Annotated in this window: 22 protein-coding genes; 5 read left to right on the forward strand and 17 right to left on the reverse strand. The window is 39.8% G+C overall.

The genetic code is table 11. From position 1 onward, the window contains the following. Positions 1-139 precede the first annotated feature (139 nt). The 5 genes from sohB to Q9Q86_RS08000 all read right to left on the reverse strand — a co-directional run bounded on the left by sohB (position 140) and on the right by Q9Q86_RS08000 (position 6,082). Positions 140-1,102 carry a protease SohB gene (gene sohB / locus Q9Q86_RS07980; RefSeq protein WP_004912525.1) on the reverse strand — a complete coding sequence of 321 codons (963 nt, stop codon included), beginning with the start codon at positions 1,100-1,102 and terminating at the stop codon, positions 140-142. A 147-nt stretch (positions 1,103-1,249) separates the two neighbouring features. Then, complete coding sequence (gene pstB / locus Q9Q86_RS07985; RefSeq protein ID WP_112987192.1) at positions 1,250-2,164, reverse strand: phosphate ABC transporter ATP-binding protein PstB; 915 nt, start codon at positions 2,162-2,164, stop codon at positions 1,250-1,252. Positions 2,165-2,178: 14 nt separating this feature from the next. Then, positions 2,179-3,573, reverse strand: a complete 1,395-nt coding sequence (pstA, locus tag Q9Q86_RS07990; protein WP_112987191.1) for a phosphate ABC transporter permease PstA — start codon at positions 3,571-3,573, stop codon at positions 2,179-2,181. Beyond that, entirely contained in the window at positions 3,570-4,949 is a 1,380-nt protein-coding gene (pstC, locus tag Q9Q86_RS07995) for a phosphate ABC transporter permease subunit PstC (RefSeq protein ID WP_004912533.1), read from the reverse strand. The genes pstA and pstC overlap by 4 nt, the downstream gene beginning before the upstream one ends. 101 nt (positions 4,950-5,050) lie before the next feature. After that, on the reverse strand, positions 5,051-6,082 hold the full coding sequence (locus tag Q9Q86_RS08000) for a substrate-binding domain-containing protein (protein WP_004963196.1): 1,032 nt from the start codon (positions 6,080-6,082) through the stop codon (positions 5,051-5,053). A 567-nt stretch (positions 6,083-6,649) separates the two neighbouring features. Between Q9Q86_RS08000 and Q9Q86_RS08005 the strand changes: the two genes are divergently transcribed. Next, positions 6,650-7,699, forward strand: coding sequence for an aromatic ring-hydroxylating dioxygenase subunit alpha (locus Q9Q86_RS08005; RefSeq protein WP_112987189.1), 1,050 nt, complete (start codon positions 6,650-6,652; stop codon positions 7,697-7,699). A 27-nt stretch (positions 7,700-7,726) separates the two neighbouring features. On the opposite strand, the gene Q9Q86_RS08010 is transcribed toward Q9Q86_RS08005, so the two are convergent. The 6 genes from Q9Q86_RS08010 to Q9Q86_RS08035 form a co-directional block, all read right to left on the reverse strand. Next, positions 7,727-9,331, reverse strand: coding sequence for an IS66 family transposase (locus Q9Q86_RS08010; RefSeq protein ID WP_305155932.1), 1,605 nt, complete (start codon positions 9,329-9,331; stop codon positions 7,727-7,729). Between the two features lie 74 nt (positions 9,332-9,405). Beyond that, positions 9,406-9,717, reverse strand: coding sequence for an IS66 family insertion sequence element accessory protein TnpB (tnpB, locus tag Q9Q86_RS08015; protein WP_158319084.1), 312 nt, complete (start codon positions 9,715-9,717; stop codon positions 9,406-9,408). A 20-nt stretch (positions 9,718-9,737) separates the two neighbouring features. Next, complete coding sequence (locus Q9Q86_RS08020; RefSeq protein WP_148699016.1) at positions 9,738-10,121, reverse strand: transposase; 384 nt, start codon at positions 10,119-10,121, stop codon at positions 9,738-9,740. Positions 10,122-10,303: 182 nt separating this feature from the next. Beyond that, a complete protein-coding gene (locus Q9Q86_RS08025) occupies positions 10,304-11,836 on the reverse strand; it encodes an aspartate aminotransferase family protein (protein WP_005402276.1) in 1,533 nt (510 codons plus the stop codon). A gap of 3 nt (positions 11,837-11,839) precedes the next feature. Beyond that, complete coding sequence (locus Q9Q86_RS08030; protein ID WP_042891120.1) at positions 11,840-13,210, reverse strand: diaminobutyrate--2-oxoglutarate transaminase; 1,371 nt, start codon at positions 13,208-13,210, stop codon at positions 11,840-11,842. 342 nt (positions 13,211-13,552) lie between these two features. Further along, positions 13,553-14,485 carry an IS5 family transposase gene (locus Q9Q86_RS08035; RefSeq protein ID WP_075696753.1) on the reverse strand — a complete coding sequence of 311 codons (933 nt, stop codon included), beginning with the start codon at positions 14,483-14,485 and terminating at the stop codon, positions 13,553-13,555. 239 nt (positions 14,486-14,724) lie between these two features. Between Q9Q86_RS08035 and Q9Q86_RS08040 the strand changes: the two genes are divergently transcribed. Further along, complete coding sequence (locus Q9Q86_RS08040; RefSeq protein WP_042891121.1) at positions 14,725-15,426, forward strand: SIMPL domain-containing protein; 702 nt, start codon at positions 14,725-14,727, stop codon at positions 15,424-15,426. A gap of 49 nt (positions 15,427-15,475) precedes the next feature. On the opposite strand, the gene Q9Q86_RS08045 is transcribed toward Q9Q86_RS08040, so the two are convergent. After that, complete coding sequence (locus Q9Q86_RS08045; RefSeq protein WP_112986984.1) at positions 15,476-16,108, reverse strand: TetR/AcrR family transcriptional regulator; 633 nt, start codon at positions 16,106-16,108, stop codon at positions 15,476-15,478. Positions 16,109-16,223: 115 nt separating this feature from the next. Here Q9Q86_RS08045 and Q9Q86_RS08050 point away from each other — a divergent pair, with 115 nt between their 5' ends. After that, positions 16,224-16,688, forward strand: coding sequence for a hotdog fold domain-containing protein (locus Q9Q86_RS08050; RefSeq protein ID WP_004912553.1), 465 nt, complete (start codon positions 16,224-16,226; stop codon positions 16,686-16,688). 48 nt (positions 16,689-16,736) lie between these two features. Here the strand turns inward: Q9Q86_RS08050 and Q9Q86_RS08055 are convergent, their stop codons facing one another. Next, on the reverse strand, positions 16,737-17,831 hold the full coding sequence (locus Q9Q86_RS08055; RefSeq protein ID WP_112986983.1) for an acyl-CoA desaturase: 1,095 nt from the start codon (positions 17,829-17,831) through the stop codon (positions 16,737-16,739). 14 nt (positions 17,832-17,845) lie between these two features. After that, entirely contained in the window at positions 17,846-18,913 is a 1,068-nt protein-coding gene (locus Q9Q86_RS08060; protein ID WP_112986982.1) for a ferredoxin reductase, read from the reverse strand. Between the two features lie 138 nt (positions 18,914-19,051). On the opposite strand from Q9Q86_RS08060, the gene fabR reads away from it, so the two are divergent. Continuing rightward, entirely contained in the window at positions 19,052-19,747 is a 696-nt protein-coding gene (fabR, locus tag Q9Q86_RS08065) for an HTH-type transcriptional repressor FabR (RefSeq protein WP_004912559.1), read from the forward strand. A 10-nt stretch (positions 19,748-19,757) separates the two neighbouring features. Here fabR and Q9Q86_RS08070 read toward each other — a convergent pair whose 3' ends face one another. Continuing rightward, positions 19,758-20,891, reverse strand: a complete 1,134-nt coding sequence (locus tag Q9Q86_RS08070) for a TIGR00341 family protein (protein ID WP_112986981.1) — start codon at positions 20,889-20,891, stop codon at positions 19,758-19,760. A gap of 261 nt (positions 20,892-21,152) precedes the next feature. On the opposite strand from Q9Q86_RS08070, the gene dps reads away from it, so the two are divergent. Beyond that, the gene (gene dps, locus Q9Q86_RS08075; protein ID WP_112986980.1) at positions 21,153-21,644 is read left to right on the forward strand and encodes a DNA starvation/stationary phase protection protein Dps; all 492 of its coding nucleotides are present in this window, start codon (positions 21,153-21,155) and stop codon (positions 21,642-21,644) included. 60 nt (positions 21,645-21,704) lie between these two features. Here the strand turns inward: dps and rapA are convergent, their stop codons facing one another. Both rapA and Q9Q86_RS08085 read right to left on the reverse strand, forming a co-directional pair. Beyond that, the gene (gene rapA, locus Q9Q86_RS08080; RefSeq protein WP_112986979.1) at positions 21,705-24,542 is read right to left on the reverse strand and encodes an RNA polymerase-associated protein RapA; all 2,838 of its coding nucleotides are present in this window, start codon (positions 24,540-24,542) and stop codon (positions 21,705-21,707) included. 145 nt (positions 24,543-24,687) lie between these two features. Then, on the reverse strand, positions 24,688-25,332 hold the full coding sequence (locus Q9Q86_RS08085) for an RluA family pseudouridine synthase (protein ID WP_171293774.1): 645 nt from the start codon (positions 25,330-25,332) through the stop codon (positions 24,688-24,690). Positions 25,333-25,416: the final 84 nt, after the last annotated feature.

The following is a 25,416-nucleotide window of genomic DNA, read 5'->3' on the forward strand; positions in this document are numbered from 1 at the left end:
TTAAAATATCAAATGCAATCATTTAGAATAATCTATTCAAAGCTGAGTTTTGTCATTTTATTTAATTGACCATCAATTAAAATCAGATGTCATAAAACAAAAAACCAGCCGAAGCTGGTTTAAAGATTTCTTTGTTAACTTAGAATTTAGGATCGCGCATTTGAACGAGCGTATTGTTTGCTTTTACTAGAGTATCAGTCATTTTCCCAAGTACTGCTGGAATTAAACTTTCTGCCATTTGCGCTGCTTGTAATCCAAGTTTCTCACCAAATGTCGGGCGTTTGCGAGTATTGATCACGTATACATCATGTTTTGGTAACAAGCTAAGTAAATACTCATCCGAAGTCTGTAACTTATCCACCAAATTTAATGCGAGAGCATCTTCACCATACCAATGCTCACCTGTTGCCACTTTTGAAATATCTAATTGAGGACGATATTTTTCAACAAAGTGCTTGAATAAAGAATGCGTTTGTTGCAATTCTTCTTCAAATTTCGCCTTGCCTTCAGGTGTATTTTCTCCGAACATTGTCACAGTACGTTTATACTCACCAGCCGTATACAATTCAAAATCAACGTTATGTTGTTTTAAAAGACGGTTGAAGTTTGGAACCTGTGCAACCACACCAATTGAACCGACCACAGCAAATGGTGCTGTAATGATTTCATTGGCAATACAAGCCATCATATAGCCACCGCTTGCAGCTACTTTGTCTACACAGATCGTCACATTAAAACCCGCATCACGTAAACGAACTAACTGAGCAGCAGCCAAACCATAACCGTGTACCATTCCACCAGGACTTTCTAAACGAACTACAACGCGGTCGTGCCCTGCTTTTGCGGTTGCTAGAATAAGGGTAATTTCCTCACGAATCGTATCTACAGCAGAGGCTTGTACATCACCTTTGAAATCGAGCACATAAATTTTCTGATCATTTTTTTTACGAATTTTCGCTTCTTTTGCAAGCTGTTGCACCAGTTGTAAAAGTTCCAAACGAGATGCTGTTGTTTGCGCAATTCTTTTTCTTTGCTCATTCACGCGCGCATTTAAATGACTTATACGAATCTCAGCAGGAAATTTAGGTAAATGGAATAACATAAAATAAGTGCTCTTAAGTTCGGCTTTTATCCGTCTAAGATGTGGTCAGTTGAGTTAAAATTCAATAGTGATTTTGAAAAATAGATTCTTTTTCATCTGCCTATACAAAAAAAGAGCCCGAAGGCTCTTCTTTTCACTGTAAAAATATCAACCGAAACGACCTGTAATATATGCTTCAGTTAATTGATGATCTGGCTGAGTAAATACTTTCTCAGTTGAGTTCACTTCGATCAAATCACCTAAATGGAAGTAAGCAGTACGATCAGATACACGAGCTGCTTGTTGCATTGAGTGCGTTACAATGGCAATCGTATATTGTTCTGAAAGTTCAGAAATTAATTCTTCTATCTTCGCTGTTGCAATTGGATCAAGCGCTGAACATGGCTCATCCATTAAAATCACTTCAGGGCTTACTGCGATTGTACGTGCAATACATAAGCGTTGTTGCTGACCACCTGACAAACCTGTTCCTGGCTGACTCAAACGATCTTTCACTTCTTCCCACAGACCAGCTTTACGTAAACTGTTTTCAACGATTTCTTCCAAATCGTATTTATCGCGAGCTAAGCCATGTAGCTTAGGACCATAAGCTACGTTATCGAAAATTGATTTAGGAAATGGATTCGGTTTTTGGAATACCATACCAACTTGCGCACGTAGTAGAACCACATCAAGATTTGGATCATAAATATCTTGGTTATCTAGAGTGACTTTACCTGTTACGCGACAAGTATCAATCGTATCATTCATGCGATTCAAAGTACGCAAGAAAGTCGATTTACCACACCCTGATGGACCAATAAAAGCAATCACTTCATTTTGATAGATATCAAGATCAATACCTTTAATCGCTTCAGTTTCACCATAGTAAACATGAACATCTTTGGTCGTGATTTTTACTTCATTGCTTTTAGGCTTTTTATTTGATGAAGCCGTTTCAAACTGAGAAACAAAAGCAGTATTAGATTGCTGAACTTGTGCTTCAGATGAATTCGATTCTGTTTGCTGTGGATTCACTGACTTATCCTTTTCTAATGCGTTCATAATTTCAATCGTATTCATTGTACTCTCCTCAATTACCAACGCACTTCAAATTTCTTACGTAGCCAAATAGCAAGGCTGTTTAAACCAATCATCAATGCCAAAAGCACAATAATCGCTGCTGCTGTACGTCCTTCAAAGAAGTTACGTAGTTCATTACCTTGCCACAAATATACTTGTACAGGCAATGCTGTTGCTTGATCAAGAGGCGTTGTCGGAACACTCGCTACAAAGGCACTCATACCAATTAAAAGTAATGGCGCTGTTTCACCTAAAGCATGTGCTACACCAATAATCGAACCCGTCATAATGCCAGGAAGCGCGAGTGGCAATACATGATGGAAGACCGTTTGTACTTTCGATGCGCCTAAACCTAATGCAGCTTGACGGATAGATGGTGGTACTGCCTTCAATGATGCACGTGTAGTAATGATTACAGTTGGTAATGTCATTAGACTTAAAACCAAACCACCCACCAACGGAGCTGAAAGTGGCAGTTGCATCCATCCGATAAAGATAGCAGCACCTAACAAACCAAACACAATCGAAGGAACAGCAGCCAAGTTATTAATATTTACTTCGATGATGTCTGTCATCATATTCTTCGGCGCAAATTCTTCCAAGTAAATGGCACTTGCAACCCCAATTGGAATAGAGATCACGATCACGATGAGCATCATGAACAATGAACCCATGAATGCACCAGCCAAACCACTGATTGCAGGAGAACTACGAGAGTCAGGGCTAACAAATAAGTTGGTATTAAACGTACTTTCAATGATCCCTTTTGCTTCTAACTGATCAGCGAGTTGACGTACTTCTGGATCAAGTTGTTGCTGATCATCAGGCAATGAACGATCAATATTTCCAGATAACCATACATCGACATTGGCATCTGCCAAGAATTTAAGTTCTTGCTTAGTGCCAATTAATGCTGGATTTGCAAGAACCATATCACGTAAACGGTATGCTTCAGAGCTAGTATACATACCAGTCAAATAATCACGTTGCGACTCAAGTGCTGGGTCTTTAGCAACAATACCATTTACGATCAATGCATCCCAATCCACCATACCCATTTCAGTTTGCCAAGCAACAAAGCGCTCTTCAAAATGAGCTGGCGATTCACCCGCAGTTGGTTTTGGTTTCGGTCCTGCATTAATGATCGTAGGATCAAAATAAACAGGAACAGTCATACTACTCTGCCAGAAAGCTGGTAAGCCTCTCGCTAAAATACTTCCGAATAGTAAAGCAACAAATGCCAAACCAATCACGACTGCAGAAAAACCTCCCAGACGGAACATTTTTTCTTTGCGATGACGTTTTGCCAACGAGCTTTGGATAACTTTTTTGCGCTGTTCACGTTGTTCAGCAGCCACTTGAGGATCAAACGCATTTGGATCCAAAGGAGATGTCTTTGATGAACTCATTCGTATTGCTCACGATATTTGCGCACGATATACAGTGCAATAATGTTTAGACCCAAAGTAATCACAAACAACGTTAAACCTAGGGCAAATGCAACCAATGCTTGTGGACTTGCGAAATCTGTATCGCCAGTTAACTGTTTTACAATCGTTACCGTCACTGTTGAAACCGCTTCTAATGGGTTTGCATGCAGTAATGGACTATTCCCTGCTGCGAGTACCACAATCATGGTCTCACCAACAGCACGAGAAACAGCAAGTAAAAATGCGCCTGTAATACCAGGAAGTGCAGCAGGTAAAACAACTTGTCTAATCGTTTCAGATTTTGTAGCACCCAAACCTAAAGAACCATCACGGAGTGAACGTGGAACTTGAGTAATGATGTCATCTGATAATGATGATACGAATGGGATAATCATAATTCCCATAACAAAGCCAGCAGTCAAAGCACTTGTCGCATTGATATTGATACCAACACTTTCACCTACCATTTTAAAGAATGGTCCGATGACCATAAGTGCAAATACACCGTAAACAATAGTAGGAATACCTGCTAATACTTCTATAATTGGTTTTGCCCAAGCACGCAGCTTTGGAGATGCATATTCTGCCAAGTAAATTGCAATCATTAAGCCAATCGGAACCGCAACAAGTAATGCGATACCACTGACCATTAATGTCCCCCAAAGTAATGGCAAAATACCATAACTGCCTTCAGCATTTCCTGTTGTGCTGAAACCTGGGTTCCATTCTGTACCGAAGAAGAAATCAGTAGGACTGACAAATTTAAAGAAATGTAATGCTTCTGTCAGCATCGAAAGAACGATACCAATAGTTGTTAAAATCGCAACACCAGAACATAGAATCAAGGCAACGTTAATTGTTTTTTCAACCTGATTTCGTGCACGATATTGCTCACTAACTTTACGCTTTGCCCAAACTAAACCAGCTAACGCGACACTGATAACTACAGCTAACTTAGCAAAAGTCCCAATCGTTTGAAATTTTGCTAATTGTTGTGCAGCAGCAACTTCATAAGCCGCAGCTTGATCCGTGACACCAAAACCTGAAGCAATGGCTTGAACACGATCAATTAATACATCACGCCCTGCTTCATCTAAAGTTGCACTGACGGATGCTGGGATATTATTAAAAATAATATGTTGTAAAACACTCGGTTCAACCAAGTTCCAAATTATCAAAATTAAAAAAGCAGGAATACCACACCACAAGGCAACCAAAGCCCCGTAATACACAGGACGAGAATGTAGTGCTACTGAGTTATTCCCCTTACCTGCTAGGTTACGGCTTTTGCTCAGCCCGATTTGATATGCGATTGCCACAAGGGCTAATAACACACCGATAAGTAGCAGATTCATGTAATCTCCACTGTTTTCTCAATTTTCATCATTTGAAAAAACTTAGCTAGACAAAAAGGCCGATGAACCTAAGTCTCACCAGCCTCCGTTATTAAGTAAACTTATTTAACTGTTTTACCAGCTTTAAAATCAGCAAGGATTTTTGCACGTTCTTTGTCACTCAAAGCGATCAAACCAGCTTTTTCTAACTTAGAGCCTTTACCAGATACTTTCTTGTTTAAGAAGTATTCTACGTATTGTGGTAAACCTTTGATTGACTTCAAGTGTTCGCCTTTCACATAGAAGAACAATGGGCGAGAAACTGGGTACTGACCACTTAAAATTGTCTTCTCAGAAGGAACAACGTTGTTTACAGTTGCAACACGTAACTTGTCACGGTTCAAGTCATAGAAGCCAAGACCAAATACACCTACAGCGCTTGGTGAAGTCTTTAAGCGAGCAAGAGTTTCTGTATAGTCACCAGCGATTTCGATTACGCGACCATCTTTACGGAATGTAGAGCACGCTTTTTTCTGAGCTTCTTTGTCTAAGTTTTTGAAGTAATCATAAGCTTCACAACCTGCTTCAACCATTTTCTCTTGGAATACTTCACGAGTACCGTGGTTAGATGCAGGAATAACTAAAGTAATCGGCTCATTTGGTAAAGATTTATCAATTTGGTTCCAAGTTGTATATGGGTTTGGAACTAATTTACCATTTGAAGGTAATTGAGCAGATAATGCTGTGAATACGTGATAAGGTTTTAATTTATACGCAGCTTTTTTTACATTTGATGCAAATACGATACCGTCATAACCAATTTTGATTTCTTGGATTTGGTTTACGCCAGCTTTTTTACATGCAGCGATTTCAGTATCTTTGATAGCACGTGAAGAGTTCGCGATATCAATTGTGTTGTCGCCAACACCTTGACAGAATTGTTTCAAACCACCTGAAGAACCGCCTGAACCAACAACTGGTGCTTTGAATTGTGGGAAAGTATTACCAAATTCTTCTGCAACAATACTTGCATAAGGTAATACAGTTGATGAACCAGCAATTTGAATCGTATCACGAGCTGCGTTAGCAGTTCCTGCTACAGTTGCCCCAGATACAGCTAATGCAAGTGCGATATAACGTGGATTTAAGCGCATTCTGTCTTCTCTCATTTATACAATTTGATTTACAACTCTTTTAACTTCAAGTGTTGTACTTTGGTTAACTGCATTTTGATCAGATAATATGACAAATAGGTTACAACTTTGTGACGCTTTGATGATAATTGATGTGATGTGTGATAATTAATTAAATATTTATCAATATCAATTATATAAACGAATAATTTTATTGTTAAAAAATTGCTATTTTCAGCAGAGCTGCAATATTTCATTGAATTATTACACCCTCTGCTCGATTTTTAAAGGAAATATGCATCCATTAATTGAAAAAATATTGCGACTAAGATTTAAAGCATTTTTCCCACTCTAAAATAGTATGACAATTTTATTAATTCAAATATGGTCTAAAAACCAAACAATTCCAACATTTTTGAATTTAAAAGTATGTTTTTAGATTTCTTTAAACTCATCGAATGATCAAAAAATAGTACATTTAAATAAAGACTGTGTTCTAAAAAAATCAACAATCTATTCAGTTTATTGAAATTTCTTAGAACGGTGTATTGATCTATATTCATTTTAAATGAATAGAAAACTGAGATCATGAATACCAAAGCCATTGCGACATTTAACCCAGATTTACCGATCCATATGACCTTTCCTGAGCATGACTGGCACTTGCTTTCCCAACACTGGTATCCGATTGCCTTAGCACGTGATATTACAGAACAGCCAACTGCTACAATGCTATTGGATATGCCATTAGTAATTTATAAAATAGCCGATCAAGTTATTGTTGCAAAGGATGCTTGTCCTCACCGTGGTGTTCCTCTAAGTCTAGGGCGTAATGATGGTCTTGGAGTAGTTTGTCGCTATCATGGTTTACGTTTTGGCGAAGATGGAAAATGCAATCGAATTCCTACGTACCCAGAGCATAAAATATCTGATCGCTTCCATTTAAAAACATATGCTGCTGCTGAAAAATATGGGTTGATCTGGTGTTGCTTAACCGCTCCATTAAATGAAAAACCCAATATTCCACATATGCCCTATTGGGATGATTCAAATTTTCAACAACTGGTTTGTCCATTTGTAGATTTAAATTGTTTTGCTGGTCGTCAGCTAGAAGGCTTCATTGATGTGGCTCATTTTGCTTGGGTACATCCTGATACTTTTGGTGATCCTGACAATGTTGAAGTTCCTGATTACATAACAACCGAGACCAATTATGGTTTTGATGCAGACTATCTCAGCAGTGTTGGTCGTTATCCAATTGGGATTGACCAACGTGGCAAAGAAGGTTTTCAATGGCTAAGACATTTCGAAATCAGTCTTCCTTTCACTGCAACACTAACGATCCATTTTCCCCACAATAGTAAGCAAGTAATTATGAATGCAGCGAGTCCTGTATCTGCTCGTCAAACGCGCTTATTTGCTCCAATCTGTCGGAATTATGATAAATATCTCCCTGTTGAAGATGCTTATAAATTTAACTTAGCTATATTTGAAGAAGACAGACTAATTGTCGAGACGCAAAAACCTAAATATCTTCCATTAGATCTTTCTATGGAAGCTCATTTTCCAGCCGATCGCAGTTCAAGCATGTATCGAAAACTATTGCGAAAAATGGGATTCAGTCCAATTTTTGCGTAAGCGTCCGCTGAACCCCATGCCTATTTTTTAATTTGAGTTGGATTTCCAGCGATGTGGCAGTAATTCTTCTATTTGGGTCGCTTTATGCGTCGGCAGCCTTTTCAGCACATCACTGAGATAGGCATACGGATCCAACCCATTCAGCTTTGCTGACTGGATTAAAGTCATGATATTTGCCGCTCGCTGTCCACTGCGCAGCGAACCTGCAAACAACCAGTTCTTACGGCCCAATGCCCAGGGGCGCATTGAGTTCTCTGCCCAGTTATTGTCAATGGGTAGATTGCCATCATCCAGATAGCGGCTTAAGGCTGGCCAACGCTTCAGACTGTAATTGATGGCCTTGGCGGTTGGAGAACTCGATGGCACCGTCAGATAATGTTGGTTGAGCCATTCATACAGTTGTTGCATCACCGGTTGGCTGTGCTGTTGTCGGTATTCGCGGCGGTGTTCTGCTGTACTATCGGTCTTTTTCCTGAGTTCGGCTTCTATCGCATACAGTTTCTGAATCATCAGTAATGCCTGTTCAGCGATCTGACTTTTCCCAGTCACATGTAGCTCATGGAATTTACGACGTGCATGCGCCATGCAGCCCACCTCAATGACATCGCCTGATTTAAAGCGTGCTTTATAACCACTGTAATCATCACAGACCAGATAACCCTGCCAGCCATTCAAGAACTCTGCAGCATGCTGACCTGAACGGCTATCCTGAAAGTCATAGATCACCGCTTGAACTGGATTGTACTGTGTAGTGGCATAGGCCCAGACATAACCTTTCTTCGGTTTTTTCTCATCATCACCCATCCGCATAATGGTGACTGGTGTTTCATCTGCATGGATCACCCGCTGTTGCAGCACCACCTGTTTTAAGGCATTGGCCAGAGGTTCCAGTTCCACACCGCAGCGACCTATCCAGTCAGATAAAGTAGATCTGGACAGATCAATGCCCGCCCGCTGATAGATCAGGCGCTGACGGTACAGCGGCAAATGATCGGCATACTTCGATACCAGCACATGGCTGAGCAGTTCAGGTGAAGCAATGCCTTTATCAATCACATAGGCGGGCATCGCTTGCTGAGTCAGGGTGTCACACTGATCACAGACCCATTTGCCACGCACATGCTGTTCCTTATAGAACTGTGCCGGTCTGAAATGCAGTTTTTCACTGATATCTTCGCCGATACGACGGAGTTGGCAGCCACAAGCACATTGGGTTGATGCAGGTTCATGCTCAATACGGATGGTGTGTAGATGATCTGGCAGTGGTCGACGTTTAGGTTTATTGACTGTGGCTTTGTGTGTCGCTGCATTGGTTTTATCTGCATTTAGCCGTTCCAGTTCTAGATCAACCGCGGCAATATCTTCTTCAACCGCTTCATCCCACAGATGGATTTGTTTTGCCGTTAAGTGTTCATTCTTTTGAGCGAATTTGTGCTTTTTAAACAGCGCCAGTTCATGCTCGTATTTTTGATTGAGAATAGAAAGATGTTGAACTTTAGAATCTAATTGCTGGTTTGATTTTTCTAATTCTTGATTTGATTGTGCCAGAGACTGATGCTGCATTGCCAACTGTCTGGTGAATTCCAGCAGTTGTTCATGGGTCAGTTGGCTTAAGTCAGGCAGCGTATTCATGACCGCAGTATGCCTGAGGTCATGACGCAGAGGAAATAGAACGTTTGGAGAATAGCAGAATGCACCAACCTGGTTTAGAGCATCGTCACTACCTGCTGTCGTCCAATGCGCTGCCAGGGCAAACCCTGGATCAGTGCCTGTAACTGTTCCGGGCTGAGGGCCACGGTTTCACCTTGGTGAACTTGAGCCCAGTGAAATTTACCCTGTTCCAAACGCCGGGCACACAGCCAGATGCCCAGTCCATCATGTACCAACACTTTCATACGATGACCACGTTTATTACAGAACAGGTAGGCGCAATGCGGTTTGATGTAGCCAAAGGCTCTCACCACCTGAGCCATGGTCGTATCCATACCTGCACGCATGTCCATGGGCTGAGTAGACAACCAGATTTCATCAATGCGGATCATGTTGCAAGTGCCTTGAGTAATTCTGCCAAGGCAGGTATTTCTGATACTTGCCATTTCAAGCCAATTTCTGCTTTTGAGTGGGGTAAAGTAATTTGAACCTTTAACATGTCAGTAGGAGTAGGATCTAATGGTGCAGAGCAAGATAAGGCAATAAATGCAGGTTTATTCGGTAGTGGTGAGCGATCATTCCCTGGCTTACCATCAATTAAGCGAATCCATTTGGATACAAGATTTGTATTCAATCCATGTTGCAAAGCGACCGAAGCAATTGAAACGTCCGGTGCTTTACAAGCCTGAACGATCTGCTGTTTAAATTCAGCACTGTATGTTCTTCGTTTTTTCGCAAGAGATGCGATGGATGTCTGGTGATTTGTAGTCATAAATTTTAGTCCCCACTTGTTTTTAAGTGGGGACTAAATTAAGGCTTATAGGATGAATTCATAAGGTGTGTTCAGCGGACGCTTACATTTTTGCAGCTTAATATTACTTTATATAAATTTATAAATAAAAAAGAGGTCTTTCAAAGACCTCTTTTTTATTGGCATATCAAATTAAATTGCAATTAATCGATCGCAGGAACATAAGTACCAGCAACGATTGCATCTTTAATACGATCAGCTTCTGCAAGCACAAGCGCAAGAAGATTTTGAACGTTTTCAAGCGTTGCAACTGGACTTAAAGTTGTCATTTTCAATGATTGAACCTGACCAACTTTAGTCACACCAATATTCGCCTCACCACGTGCAAATAATTCATCTGCAACATTTTGGTTCAAACTATCGATAAACTCAGTTGGATAGCCTTCTGGAACAACACGGAACAGAACAGAAGCAAATTGTGGTTCAACCAACAATTCTAGACCTGCGGTTGCTTTGATATAGTCTGCAACTTCACGTGTTAATTTCACACCATGGTCGATCATTGAACCATAAAGCTCTTCACCTAATGCTTCAACCGTCATCCACAATTTCAATGCATCAAAACGACGAGTCGTTTGCAATGATTTAGACACAAGGTTAGGTACACCATGCTCTTCATCATAAGCAGAGTTTAAATACTCAGCTTCATAATGCATAAAGCGATAGTTAGCCTCGTCTTTCAACAAGAAAGCGCCACAACTAATGCTTTGGAAATAATGCTTATGGAAATCAAGTGTGATTGAGTCTGACAATTCAATTCCATCAAGCATTGCACGATGATCATTAGAAAGAATCAGCGCACCACCCCAAGCAGCATCAATATGCATCCAAGAACCAAATTTATTGGTAATTTCACGGATTTTCTTGAGTGGATCGATTGCACCAGCATCTGTCGTACCCGCTGTAGCAACAACACAAGCAACAATTTTGCCTTCAGACTGAAGATGTGCCATGGTTTTTTCGAGTGCATCGACATCCATTTGCGCATTTTCATTGACAGGAACAGTCACGACCGACTGGAAGCCCATCCCCATCATTGCCATATTCTTTTGCACAGAGAAGTGTGCATTTTCAGAACAAATGACTTTGACGTTTTTCATTGCTTCTGCAGGAATACCATCACGCTGAACAGACCATGGATTACCATTTTCATCTTTCCAGTTTTTCGAGATACACCAGTCACGTGCAAGCAATACACCCATCAAGTTAGACTGTGTTCCACCCGAAGTGAATACACCTGCTTGACCTGCGCCATAGCCCACTTTTTGGCGTAACCAATCAATAAGCTGAACTTCCATCAATGAACCCGCTGGGCTTTGATCCCATGAATCCATAGATTGGTTCGTTGCATTGATTAACACTTCCGCAATTTGGCTCATCACCATCGTTGGGCAATGCAAATGTGCAAGTGAGTGTGGATGATGTACTTTTAAACTTTTGTTGAGGAAAAGCTCAACCATACGTTGTAATGATTGTTGTACACCTAAACCTTCTTTTGATGGATTAAAAGAAATTGCTGCTCGCAAATCTTTAATGCTTCCACCTGTGTACATTTTATCATTTTGCAACCATGCTGAAACGGCTTTAACCGCTTCGCCCATTGCTGACTGATAGTCAGCAATGGATTGTGCATCATTGCAGAGTAACGCTTTACGATGTTCTGCAAAATCAACCATGGATTAGCCTCGTACTGCTTTTAAAGCTTCTGCAATCGCTTTTTTGAAGCGTGCAACTACTTCAACACATTCGTCTTGATTGATGATAAGTGGGCAAAGTAAACGAATTACAGTACCGTTACGACCACCTTTCTCTAGTAAAAGTTTATTGTTGAAACAAGCGGTTTGAATTGCCGCAGCTAATTGTGCATCAGCAGGAAGTGAACCCATATGATCAGCTGGTTTACGCTCATCAACGATTTCAACGCCGATCATCAAACCACGACCACGGACATTACCAATACATGGGAACTCTTGAGCTAACTTTTTGAATTCAGCTTGTAAGAAGTCACCACGCTGTTGCGCATTTTGAGCAAGGTTTTGTTCAGAAATAGTTTTTAGAACCATTAAACCTGTACCCATTGCCAACTGGTTGCCACGGAAAGTACCCGTGTGACCTGCTGGCTGCCAAGCATCAAACTTACGCTTAATACCAAGCACGGCTAATGGTAAACCACCACCTACAGCTTTTGACATCACCACAACATCAGGCTCGATACCGGCATGTTCAAAGGCAAACATTTTACCTGAACGTGCAAAACCAGCTTGAACTTCGTCCAAAATTAAAACGATGTTGTGCTTTTCAGTCACTTCACGAATTTTTTGTAACCACTTAACAGGTGCAGTTACGACACCGCCTTCACCTTGAATTGCTTCAAGAATCACAGCAGCAGGTTTCGTTACACCACTTTCAACGTCTTCGATGAAATTTTCAAAGAAGTAAGTCAAAGCATCAACACCCGCTTCACCACCTAAACCAAGTGGGCAACGATATTCATGTGGATATGGCATAAACTGAACGCCAGGCATAAGACCATTCACGGCATTTTTAGCACTCAAGTTACCTGTCATCGACAGTGAACCATGAGTCATACCGTGGTATCCACCTGAAAAACTGATCACAGAACTACGACCAGTATATGTTTTAGCAAGTTTAATCGCCGCTTCTGTAGCATCTGCACCAGATGGTCCACAGAACTGTAAGCAATATTCTTCTTTACCGCCTGGCAAGTAAGCCAAAAGTGCTTCAGTAAAAGCATCTTTTAAAGGAGTCGTTAAGTCTAAAGTATGCAAAGGCAAGCCACTTGCCAATGTATCTTGAATACTTTGAATCACCGCAGGATGATTATGACCTAAAGCCAATGTTCCTGCCCCAGCTAAACAGTCGAGGTATTGAGTACCCTCAACATCTGTAACCCAGCAGCCCTGTGCTTTCGCTATCGCTAACGGTAATTTACGTGGATAACTACGAACATTTGATTCCATCTGACTTTGGCGAGTCAAATAATATTCGTTGGATGCATTAGCGGCAGGGTTTACGGAAGTAACGCTCATATCGAATTACCATCTCTGATATGGGTAAAAGAAATAAGTCTGGTGACTTGCGGTCGTTTGACTCGGTGCTTTTTAGAATCTAGTGCAGACAAAATGTTTTATATCTTTCAACTAGGTGCGAGATGATACCTAATTTTGAAATAAAATAAACTCTTTTTATGCCTGACATTCATCTAATATTATTGAAAAAATGTTTCTTTCAATTAACTATGATGAATTATCATCATACTATGTGACAAGCGAAAGAAAGTATGCTTTTTTTATCTACATATTAATTTTTAGATAAATGGGGCTTTGTTGCACAAAGATTTGAAATGCAAAGCGCCCCTAATTGAGCCAAATTTAAGGCGTAACTTGGGTAAGTGGTCGACCTAATTCCGTAAATCTGTTAAGGACTGCTACACGTGCATGGATCTCATTCACTTGGCTATCAAAACTCCTTGCACTGAGTTTATCTCCTAATAATTTGATGCAATGCATCTTAGTTTCAACCAAACTTCGCCGATGATAGCCTGACCATTTTTTCCATAGTGTCCTGCCTAAACGCTTAACTGTTCGAAGTAATTCATTTCGCTCTAGCGAGCTACTCTTTGTATCTTTCCATGGTTTCGCATTTTTTCTAAGTGGAATCACCGCATGCCCTTGCCGATCTGCAATGACCTGACGGCATTGCTTGGTGTCATAAGCTCCATCGGTATAAACAGAGTCAATCTGCTCATCTTGTGGAATCTGATTAAGTAAATCACCAAGCACCTGTGAATCACTGACATTATTGGTTGTAAGCTGAACTGCTCGTATTTGTAGGGTTTTAGCATCTATACCAATATGAAGTTTACGCCATTGGCGACGATATTCAGGTCCATGTTTCTTGCGCTTCCATTCGCCCTCACCTAGAAACTTCATGCCTGTAGAGTCCATGAGTAGATGCAGCCCATCGCTACTTTTTTGGTAGCTGATTACAATATCAATATGCTTTTGTCTTCTACAAAGCGTGGTGTAATCTGGAGCTATCCAATTTAATCCGCAAAGTTTAATCAGACTTTGCACAAAGCCAGTAACCATACGTAAAGACAGACGGAATAAGGATTTAATCATTAAGCAGCATTGGATGGCTGCGTCGGAGTAGGTTTGATTTCGCCCTTGTTTGCCTTTTGATGGAGCATACCATTGCGTAGCCGGATCAAACCAAATGGCAATATTTCCGCGACTCATAAGTGCTCGGTTATATGCGGGCCAATTGGTTGTGCGGTAGATTTTGTGTGTAGGCTTCTTCATTTGAAAATTATATCGCTGAAAAAGCCTTTACAGATAGGTTTGTGCAACAAAGCCGATAAATGGTCAAAACCATCATCATAACTATTTATTATTTAAATATTTTTATTTTATTTTCTCATTGCAAAACATCTCAAATTTATTACAAAGACACCACAAAATCTGCAGAAGTTCAACATCAGTTCTTTTTAATATGAAAGTTGTAAAAATAATTTGTTAATCGTCACTTTAAGGAAAAATTTATGCGTACTTTAGCACTCGCTTCGATGATGTTAGGTGCAGCTCTCAGTTCAAGCGCATTTGCCCAAGATTCCAACCAATTAAACTATAATATCGTCAATATCCAAGCAGATGCATCACGCCAAGTTGCCAATGATCAAATGCAGGCAGTTCTGTACATCGAAAAGAGTCATAAGCAACCTGCAGAACTCTCAAATCAAATCAATCAACTGATGAATCAAGCTCAAGCTCTTTCTCGAAAATATCCTCAAGTCAAAGTCGAAACGGGTGCTCAAAGCACTTATCCTATTTATGACAATGACAACAATAAATTAAAAGAATGGCGTGCACGTGCAGAAATCCAGTTAGAAAGTAAGGACTTCAAGGCGGCAAGTCAGCTAATCAGTGAACTGCAACAAAATTTTCAAACTCAATCTATTAACTTTACCGTATCTGATGAGCAACGAAAGAAAGTTGAAAATGAGTTAATGATTGAGGCTTCTAAAAACTTTCAACAGCGTGCTCTATCAATCACGCAAGCGTGGAACAAAGCACAATATAATCTTGTCAGTTTAAATTTAAATACGAGCAATTACTTCCCTCAACCCATGATGCGTGGTGGCGTTGCAAAATTTGCAATGGCAGAAGCTGCTCCTGCTCAAGATATGGCTGCGGGTGAGTCAAAAATTATCGTAAATGCTAATGGTTCGATTCAATTCAAATAATTTTTGAATGGGCATAAATACAAGAAAAGGCATGTAATATGCCTTTTCTTCACTCTATCTCAGCTAAGTTTTGTAAAGAATCCCATGCAGCTTTAGCCAACATTTCCCGATAAATTTTCGGATTAGTATCAACCTTTTCAAATAACCAAGCACGGCAATAGTTTTCTGTTGCACCAATCACTAAAGACATCATTAACTCTGCTGGAGCTGATTTCAATAAAGATGCTTCAGAATACTGTGAAATGTAGTTGCGTAGCGTTTTATTTCTGAGCTTATTCTTTTCAATTAGAACCGAACGGTGTTCACCTTTCATCACACTGTAATGTGCAAGTAATAAAAATTTAGCGAACTCTGGCTGATCAGCAACCCAATCAACATAACTATAAATCAAGCTATAGATCAGTTCTTTTAAAGATTGCGTCTGCTCTAAGTATTGATCTCTTAATCTTGATTGATCATCTAAAGCTGCAAACATTAAAGCGGCAATTACACCCTCTTTATTTTTGAAATGATGATAGATCCCTCCTACACTGCTGTCTGAACGTTCTCTAATCATCTCAATGCTAGTGGCATCTAATCCAAACTCTAAAAAACACGATAACGCATCAAATAATATTTGACGCTTTAATAAAGATCTTCGTTGAGGATACAACCTTTCTAATAATTGTTGAGCCGTTTGCATATTCAATTTGAGTTCACCGATTGTCGGAACTATTGTGAATGACTTGACCATAACTTGTAAACAGAATTATATTCTGTAAAAGAATTAAATTCTGTTTTCATCAAGGTAATTTAACATGGCTTCAACTCTAGAATTGTGGAACAAAGCTTCTGCTTTACCCGCAGGCAAATGGACATTTACACGCATGCTTTGCCTAAAAGCACCATATTTCAGTAGTATTTCTCCGCTATTTGAAGAACTAAAGCCGAATTCGTGCAAAATTTCGATTAAGAAAAAACGTTCAGTGCTCAACCATATAGGAACTGTACACGCGATCGCGATGTGTAATATGGCTGAACTTGCTGGAGGAACAATGACAGAAGTTACCGTTCCTGCAACACATCGTTGGATTCCTAAAGGAATGACTGTTGAATATTTGAAAAAAGCAGAAACTGATTTGATCGCAATTGCCTCACCTGTTGAACAAAATTATGATTGGGATAAAGCAGGTGAATATCTTGTCAATGTCGATGTTTTCGACAAAGCCAATGAAAAAGTTTTCCACGCAAAAATTACAATGTGGATTTCTAAAAAGAAATAAAAAAAGCCCCGATATAAAAACATATCGGGGCTTTTTTTGAATCAGAGATTACTTTTTAAAAGGTAATGCATATTTGAAGATACGTCCCACAACTTCGCCGAATTGCTTTACAAAGCTTGCGTTGTTGTAATTCAAACCATATTTTTTACATACCGCTTCAACTTTAGGTGCGATTTCACGGTAACGGCGTGCTGGAATATCAGGAAATAAGTGGTGCTCAATTTGATGACTCAAATGACCCGTCAAAATATGAAAAGCCTCCGATCCTGTTAAATTTGACGAACCGCGTATTTGTCGCATATACCAATGACCGCGGCTTTCATTTTGTAAAACTGCTTTAGGGAAAACTTCTGCATCCTTAGTAAAATGTCCGCAGAAAATAATACTGAATGTCCAGATATTACGAAGACCATTGGCAACAAGATTACCCGTGAAAACAGGAATCGCCGATGGACCCGCGATCAATGGAAAGAAAACATAATCTTTAAACAGTTGCTTCGCGATTTTCTTTTGCACAGGTTTCCATTCCTGCTTAAACTCGTCCATGGTCTTACGCTTGTAGACAACTTTACCTAATTCAAGATTTTGAATCGCAACACCCCATTGGAACAATAGGCTAAATGGCACGATATAAATTGGTTGAATTAAAGTAAATTTAGTCCAACGTTGTTCTGGAAATAAACGAAATACCCCATAACCCACATCATCATCCATTCCCTTAACATTGGTATAAGTATGATGCTTATAATTATGAGTTTGACGCCAGTTATCCGACGTCCCAACTGTATCCCACTCGTAGGTTTGACCGTTAAATTTTGGATCATTCATCCAGTCATATTGTCCATGCATCACATTATGACCTAATTCCATATTTTCCATGATTTTGGCATAGCCCAATAAGCCAGTACCTAATAGCCAAGCTGGTGGAAACCATCCAGCAAAGAGTAATGCACGACCTAAGAAACTACTATATCGAATAGACGCATAAACTCGACGAATATACTTCGCGTCTTTCTCGCCTAAATCATTCAGTACTTCTTGTTTGATTTGGTCTAATTCACGGGCAAAAGCATCTAACTCAGCAGCAGTTAAATCACGGTTTTTTGGATTTTTAAAATATTGAACTTTAACAGACATGTTCATAATCTTTATCTCTCTTATAGATCAATCACAAGATCTGATTGAGCTGAATTCACACAAATTTTTAATAACTGAGTCGGTTCTTGATTTGCAGCACCATTCAGCAAGTTCTTTGTCGCACCTTGGGCTTTAGTACAAGCACATTTGTTGCAAATTCCCATACGACAACCATGATTTGGCTTGATACCTTGCTGTTCTAAGCTCGATAAAATCGACTGACCTTTAGGAATGGCGACTGTTTTATTGGACTTAGTCAACGTGACATTAATGAAGCCAATATCTGTTTGCTCAGCACTAAATTGACTTAAGCTAAAAGCCTCAGTCTGTACGACGGCAGCCTCAACAAATAAAGATTCTGCTGTTGAAGCAAATCCTGAGGGACCACATGCGTAAACGGTAATTTCATTTAACGCACCCAAAGTTTCGACATGATTTTGGTTTAGGCGTTGATCTTGTTCTTGGGTATAGAAAATCTGATAACTGAAATTTGGAAAGTTTTCTGCGATCTCTTTTAAATAATCTGTGTATGCAGCGTCCTGATGAGTTTTGACCCAGTACATAAGTTGTACAGGTGTTTTGTTCAATTGCTTGGTCTGACTCAAACTTTCGATCAAGCTCAACATCGGTGTAATACCACTGCCCGCAGCGAGTAAAAGTAACTTTGGTGTCTGAATACTCTGTTGCATATCACCATATGGTTGTCCCAAACGGAGGATATCTCCAACTTGGCTTTTTTCGACCAACCATGAACTGACCAAACCTTGATCAACTTTTTTGACTGTTAAGCACAGATGATCAGCATCTAACTGCATCAGACTATATGTCCGTTCGTAATGACGACCTGCAATTTCAACCGTCACAGGATGGTGTTGCCCTGCAAGTCCACGTGCTACATGACGATTACATTCTAAAATAAGGCTAACTGTATCTTTTGCTACAACTTGTTTTTTTACGACTCGTGCTAGGGACTGATTGATTGACCATAAAGGATTAACTTTTTGCAACCAAAAATCAGCATCGTGATGTGCTATTACGCTTTGAACCAATGAATTAAATAATGAAGTTCTCTTTTGGAGTGCTTGCATGATCGGGAACTCTGATCGTTTTTTAATTATTATACATGTGTATATATATTTGTATATACACTCGTATAAAAATTTACATTTCACAAGTCTTTGTACAACAGCTATAATCCTGACTAGCTCACTTATATTTTGAAAACAATGGTTCATTCTTCTTTTTTACCGCTTGGCAATGACACAGTAAATGAACAAGATGTCATCCAAATGAAATCTCAAGTACGTTCGGTTGGTAGAAAAGCAACGATTACGCGTGAGGAATTGTTCCAAGCCACCTTAAACTTGATCGGTCCTCAAAAAAGTATCGCTTCTCTTAGTCTGCGTGAGATAGCCCGTGAAGCAGGGATTGCACCAAATAGCTTTTATCGTCATTTCAAAGACATTGATGAACTTGCGATTGCATTGATAGACCGCTCTGGTTTGGTATTGCGCCGTATCATTCGTGAAGCTCGACTGCAAGCCTCTAAACAACAAAGTATTATTCGCAGTTCTGTTGAAGTCTTTATCCAGCAATTGGATGCAGATGAAGGCAACTTAAGTTTATTGTTGCGTGAAGGCTATACAGGTTCAACCTCCTACAAAGCTGCTGTTGATCGCCAACTCAATTTTTTCCAACAAGAACTCCAAGAAGATTTAATCCGCTTAGAACAAATGAATAATGGCAAAATTAGTCATGCTGATATTGCCGCGAAAGCGATTACACAACTCGTATTTAATATGGGTGCAAAAGTTATTGAGATACCTGCTGAACAGCGCACCGAAGTTGCTGAACAAACCATGATTATGATTCGTATGATCTTGGAAGGTGCACGTCATTTAGATGAATCAAGTATTCGATAATACTTGTTCATCACTGCACGACAAGCCGCTTCGCCTCATCGGGTGAAATCTCAGTATTAAAGCGAATTTGCTCTTCAATAATTTCTACAGGAATAAATCGAACCTGCACGACAGTCGGATTACTTCGATCATCTGCTGCCATCATCTGATTCAGTTGCTTGATTTGACTGAGCGTAGGTACCGTATCCCCTCGCACGACAACTCGAATTAAGGTGTATTGCTTTTGCTGCTCGAACTGAATAGTGTCAATAATATTATTTTTTTGATTTAGTAATTGCTCAATCGCAGTTTTAGATTTAGTTTCATACATTTGTTTTTGCAACATATGTATGAAATTAGCAGATAAATAAATTGCGAGTATCAAAAGGAAAATTAAGCTGATTGCATTTCTTTTGATAAATTCCAAAACATTACTTTGTACTTGTTCATTTGAACCACGTCTGAAACCTGCAATCCACAACACGAGTGAAGAACTAATCTGAATAGCAACCATATTGGTTAAAGCCAATAAAAATGCATTTGCTGAATGACGTAATTCCGCATGGGCTAACAATATGCCACTTGCCACTAATGGTGGAACCAATGCAGTCGCCACAGCAACACCAACCACCGCTACAGACAATCTTGGTGAAATTGAAGCAAACGCCCCTGCTGCACCGCCTGCTAAGGCAATCATCAAATCAATTACTGTCGGCTGAGTTCGAGATAAAATTTCACTGGTTAAAGGCATATTGAAGTTAATCAAACCCAATACGACACCAATACTAAAAATCATCACCACGCCCAGTGCTAGGGTTTTCAGAGCGGTTTGTAATAGAATCCACCGATTATCAATAAATGCTAGTGCAATGCCTGAAATGGGTCCCAACATCATTGCAACCAGCATTGCTCCTATTACAACTGCGGCTGAGTCTGCCAACAATCCATAACCAGCAATCACTGCAGCTAAGGCATTCATAATAAAATACGTTTTGGTTGGTAAAGCATCTGCCTGAATATTTAGTCGTACATGCTTGTGATCAATTTTCCTAGAATTTTCTCTTAAGGCTTGTTTATATCTAAGCTTTTCCTTTAAACGTTCTATATGAGCCTGTTCAGGATGATCATTAATGACGATTGTAGGTCTATCTTTTTCATTTTCCATTGTTTTTATACTCATCTCATAAACAGAAGTTTCATGCAAAGTCCTAATTTACTTTTTGGTTGATTATTTAAATCATGCTTAGTTCAACCTTACTCTAACACCATGTAATTACAATAGAAAAAATATTTAAACTCACCATAATTTACAAAAGGGTTAAGAATTAAAACACTCCTTCTGCACAGCGCGGGTTAAGCTGAAACTTGAAATAGATCATTCGTTTAATTCATCAAATTTCACATACAATAATTGAATGAGGTAACTATGAATTCTTCAGCAGCTCTAAAAGTATATACACGTAATAATTTAGATGATTCTATTAAAGAAGCAACGGTCAAAATTCTAAATCAAATTCTTGCGAATCTGATTGATTTATCACTACTTACTAAACAAGCACATTGGAATATGCGTGGTAGTAATTTTATTGCAGTCCATGAAATGTTAGATATGTTCCGCACCTCAATCATTACCCATCTAGACAATGTCGCTGAGCGTGCTGTGCAAATTGGTGGAACAGCTTTCGGTACAACCCAAACAGTTGCTGAAAGTTCACATCTTAAACCGTATCCTGTCGCGATTCATGCTGTACAAGACCATTTGAAAGAATTGGCAGATCGTTATGGTGTAGTCGCAAATCACCTTCGTGATACGATCGAAGATATTAAAGACCCAATTTCTGAAGATATTATTCATGCAGCTTTAGAAGACTTAGATCAGTATTTATGGTTCTTAGAAGCCAATATTGACCAAAACTAAGTTTAGTTTATTCAAGACGAAAAAAGAGGACAATTCAGTCCTCTTTTTTATTAGCGCTAATTATGGTTTAACCACAACCAGTACCTGAATCGCTTCTGGGGTAACAGAAAGTCCATCAAGTAGTCCTAAACCTTCTTTTTGGAATTTTTGTAAGCGCTCAATTTCATCTTGGCGAATACTTGGATTGAATTGCTTCAGATAAGTTAAACGGTCAATTTCATATTGCCATTTACTACTGTAATGCTCTTTCGCTTGCTGCATCAATTCAGGTAACGATGTTTTAGCAATATCCAAAGCTTGAGCATAACGTGTCTCAATCACATCACGGCGCGCTTTCACCACCTGACGGCAGCTATTACCATCTAAATGGTGCAAGTATGGACGTAAAATACTTGGATCAATCTTGGCAGATAAATCTTGACCATTTTCGCTCAATAAAACACGGATCAACTGCTTTGGAAGGCTTGATGGTAAGTTCAGGGCTTTTGGTGCAACCACATCCACCTTAAACCAAACTTCCAACAGAACTGAACCTTGTTTTAATGCATTTGATTTTAACAACGCAACATTGGTACTACCAAATGATTGTGTGCGGATCATTTCCATCACACTTTCAATAAATGGATGCTCAAGTGTCAAATACTGCGCATCTTCACGAATCTGAGCCTGATCACGGTAGAAAGTCGCTGTCATACCTTCTTCGTCTAAGGTCAAACCTTGAACTTGCATTTGATCAGTAGGCTTGATGATTACAGTACCATTGCTTTGCTCATCAAAATCGATATTGGTAGATGACATAAAACGTTTAACAAACATCGGCAAAGTCGTATTGTCATCATAATCTTCGAGTGCTTGTACAATACCTTGTGCAACCACTGGACGACATGAATTGTATTCTAGCAATCTGTCGCGACCAGCTTGTAATTCAGCTTCCAAAGCTTGACGTTGTACATTCACCTCTTCAAGTAAATCTTCAAAAGTCTGACCTTGATCAGCAAGCAAACAATCTTTCAACTCAACAATAAAGTTCTCTTGCAAGGTTTGCGCAGTTGGAGAGATATTGCTGAAAATATTAAGTGCTTCGTTGTACCAACGGAACATACGCTCTTGAGCGGTGCCTACCAAATATGGCACATGAATTTGGATACGGTTTTCTTGACCAATACGATCTAGTCGACCAATACGCTGTTCGAGCACATCAGGGTTTGCAGGCAAATCAAATAAAATTAAATCACTGGCAAACTGGAAGTTACGCCCTTCTGAACCAATTTCAGAGCACAGTAAAATCTGAGCACCATAACTATCTTCAGCAAAATATGCGGCGGCTTGGTCACGCTCTAATAAGCTCATGCCCTCATGGAACATTGCTGTACGAATACCTGCATGTAAACGTAGGGCATTTTCTAAAGCTTCAACTACAGGTCCACTACGTGCGATCAACAATACTTTTTTGTGCTTGAGATCTTTACGCAGTACTTCCATCAACCACGGCACACGAGGATCGGTTTCCATCCAAGAACCATCGAGCTGTCCCTCTTCAGGCCACATTTGTTCTCGCATTTTGCCGTCAAAAGACCAGTCTTCTGGTGCAGGCAATGGTGCAGGTTGACAGTCACGACCTGGGAAACCTTGAATCGCTTCACGCGTGTTACGGAATAAAATACGACCTGTACCATGACGGTCTAATAACTCATGGATCGCTCGCATACGCTGTTCTGGCTGATCATCAATACGATGACCCAATAGGCCATCTAGTACGACCAAATGCTCTTCAGTCAATGCCTCATCAGACATCAATACTTCTGCTATTTTCGCAGTATGCTGATATTGTTCTTCTTCGTCGAGGAAGCGATCTAAACTGCTAAAACGTTGTGGATCCAGTAAACGAAGTCGCGCAAAGTGACTTTCTACACCTAGTTGCTCTGGTGTGGCAGTAAGCAAAAGCACACCTGCTGTTTGTTCAGCGAGTTCTTCTACTAAATCATACCGATCATTACCGCCGTCTTCTTCACTCCACATTAAGTGATGTGCTTCATCTACGACGAGTAAGTCAAAGCCAGCTTCTACGGCTTGCTCACGTAAGTCTTCATGGTCAACCATCAAATCAACACTGGCAATAATACATTGCTCAGTTAAAAATGGATTGAGATCAGGATCGTGTTCTTTGATCGAAGCAGTACGTGTTAAATCGAAAAGTGAAAATTGCAAATTGAAACGACGGCGCATTTCAATCATCCATTGATACTGCAATGAATCAGGAACCAAAATCAGAATACGTTCTGAGCGACCCGTTTTTAATTGTTGATGGATGATTAAACCAGCTTCAATGGTTTTACCTAGCCCCACTTCATCTGCTAACAAAACACGTGGGGCAAAACGCTTACCGACTTCGTGAGCGATATAAAGTTGATGTGGAATCAATCCAACACGAGCACCAAGGAAACCACGTAAAGGACTAGTATGCATTTGCGCTTGTAATAGCATCGCTTCGATACGAAGGTCATACCATTCTTTATAATCAATTTGACTAGCAAGCAAACGCTCTAAAGGTTTTGAAAGCTGAATTTGCGCACCAATACGTGTTTCATTCAATGATTTTCGTTCTTGCTCGCCATTTTCTAAAGTACGAACAACATCATAACGAAGCACTCCATGACGATCTTCGATTGCTTCAACAATCCATTTTGAGCCTTCTTGATCTTGCACTTCATCGTTTACATTGAAAATGATACGAGATAAAGGTGCATTGTTACGTGCATACACACGTGTTTCATCACTTTTGGGGAATAAAATGCTGATAGAACGTTCATCCACATCAATAAGAACGCCTAAACCTAGTTCAGTTTCTGTATCTGATAACCAACGTTGACCAATAGCAAACTGCTGCAATTTTTCCACCTTTATCTCAAGTTAGCCTACATATTGTAGTGCCTAATTCAACGAAGAATTAATGCATTTTATGTAGTTTTCAACGATATGTATTTTGACACAAAGCGCGTTCAGATAGCGCGCATCACATCATGTTTCATAAAAAAGTTTTGGGCTAAAACGGTACAGGACAATTGAATGTCAACTGCTGAGCTGTTTTAGGATGAGTGAAGCTTAGTTCTGTCGCATGTAAACACAAACGATCATAAAGCTGTTGTTGTTCTGGCGTAGCGTACAAAGTATCACCTAAGATCGGGTGACCTAAATACTGCATATGCACACGAAGCTGATGCGAACGACCTGTAATCGGAACGAGTTGAACTCGGGTTACAGGATGTCCTTTAATTTCTAAATGTTCGATGACTTGCCATTCTGTTAATGCTGGTTTGTGATGCGATGCATCAACGATATGCAATGGCGGACGGCTTGGATCATAAATCACGGGTATATCGACGATGCCTTCATCTTCGAGATGTCCAGCAACCAAAGCTTGGTAAATTTTTGAGGTTTGACGATCTTGGAATTGGCGAGAAATATGACTCTGCCCAAATTTAGATAAACCAAAAACGAGTATTCCTGAAGTATCCCGATCTAAACGGTGAATCAGTAAAGTTTTTGGCTCTAGTTTTAATAAGCGATTGATTAAACAATCTTGCAAATCAGGTGTTTTTCCAGGTACGGTGAGTAGCCCTGCGGGTTTATGGATGACCATAAAATCTTCATCACGATGAATCAAATGTTCACTTAGAAAATCACTCAAGATAGCCTTCCAACGACTCGATGAAAACAAGCGGGCAATCATAAAAAGCTTAGACTAGAAATACAATGAAAAAATCGATTTAAT

Origin of the sequence: Acinetobacter sp. A22, from assembly GCF_030913345.1 — a bacterium.
In the GTDB taxonomy this organism is placed as follows: Bacteria; Pseudomonadota; Gammaproteobacteria; order Pseudomonadales; family Moraxellaceae; genus Acinetobacter; species Acinetobacter junii.

Coding starts and splice junctions, on each gene's coding strand:
- sohB (WP_004912525.1), bottom strand. CDS start 1,102: ATGTTATTCCATTTACCTAAATTTCCTGCTGAGATTCGTATAAGTCAT.
- pstB (WP_112987192.1), bottom strand. CDS start 2,164: ATGAATACGATTGAAATTATGAACGCATTAGAAAAGGATAAGTCAGTG.
- pstA (WP_112987191.1), bottom strand. CDS start 3,573: ATGAGTTCATCAAAGACATCTCCTTTGGATCCAAATGCGTTTGATCCT.
- pstC (WP_004912533.1), bottom strand. CDS start 4,949: ATGAATCTGCTACTTATCGGTGTGTTATTAGCCCTTGTGGCAATCGCA.
- Q9Q86_RS08000 (WP_004963196.1), bottom strand. CDS start 6,082: ATGCGCTTAAATCCACGTTATATCGCACTTGCATTAGCTGTATCTGGG.
- Q9Q86_RS08005 (WP_112987189.1), top strand. CDS start 6,650: ATGAATACCAAAGCCATTGCGACATTTAACCCAGATTTACCGATCCAT.
- Q9Q86_RS08010 (WP_305155932.1), bottom strand. CDS start 9,331: ATGAATACGCTGCCTGACTTAAGCCAACTGACCCATGAACAACTGCTG.
- Q9Q86_RS08020 (WP_148699016.1), bottom strand. CDS start 10,121: ATGACTACAAATCACCAGACATCCATCGCATCTCTTGCGAAAAAACGA.
- Q9Q86_RS08025 (WP_005402276.1), bottom strand. CDS start 11,836: ATGGTTGATTTTGCAGAACATCGTAAAGCGTTACTCTGCAATGATGCA.
- Q9Q86_RS08030 (WP_042891120.1), bottom strand. CDS start 13,210: ATGAGCGTTACTTCCGTAAACCCTGCCGCTAATGCATCCAACGAATAT.
- Q9Q86_RS08035 (WP_075696753.1), bottom strand. CDS start 14,485: ATGAAGAAGCCTACACACAAAATCTACCGCACAACCAATTGGCCCGCA.
- Q9Q86_RS08040 (WP_042891121.1), top strand. CDS start 14,725: ATGCGTACTTTAGCACTCGCTTCGATGATGTTAGGTGCAGCTCTCAGT.
- Q9Q86_RS08045 (WP_112986984.1), bottom strand. CDS start 16,108: ATGCAAACGGCTCAACAATTATTAGAAAGGTTGTATCCTCAACGAAGA.
- Q9Q86_RS08050 (WP_004912553.1), top strand. CDS start 16,224: ATGGCTTCAACTCTAGAATTGTGGAACAAAGCTTCTGCTTTACCCGCA.
- Q9Q86_RS08055 (WP_112986983.1), bottom strand. CDS start 17,831: ATGAACATGTCTGTTAAAGTTCAATATTTTAAAAATCCAAAAAACCGT.
- Q9Q86_RS08060 (WP_112986982.1), bottom strand. CDS start 18,913: ATGCAAGCACTCCAAAAGAGAACTTCATTATTTAATTCATTGGTTCAA.
- fabR (WP_004912559.1), top strand. CDS start 19,052: ATGGTTCATTCTTCTTTTTTACCGCTTGGCAATGACACAGTAAATGAA.
- Q9Q86_RS08070 (WP_112986981.1), bottom strand. CDS start 20,891: ATGGAAAATGAAAAAGATAGACCTACAATCGTCATTAATGATCATCCT.
- dps (WP_112986980.1), top strand. CDS start 21,153: ATGAATTCTTCAGCAGCTCTAAAAGTATATACACGTAATAATTTAGAT.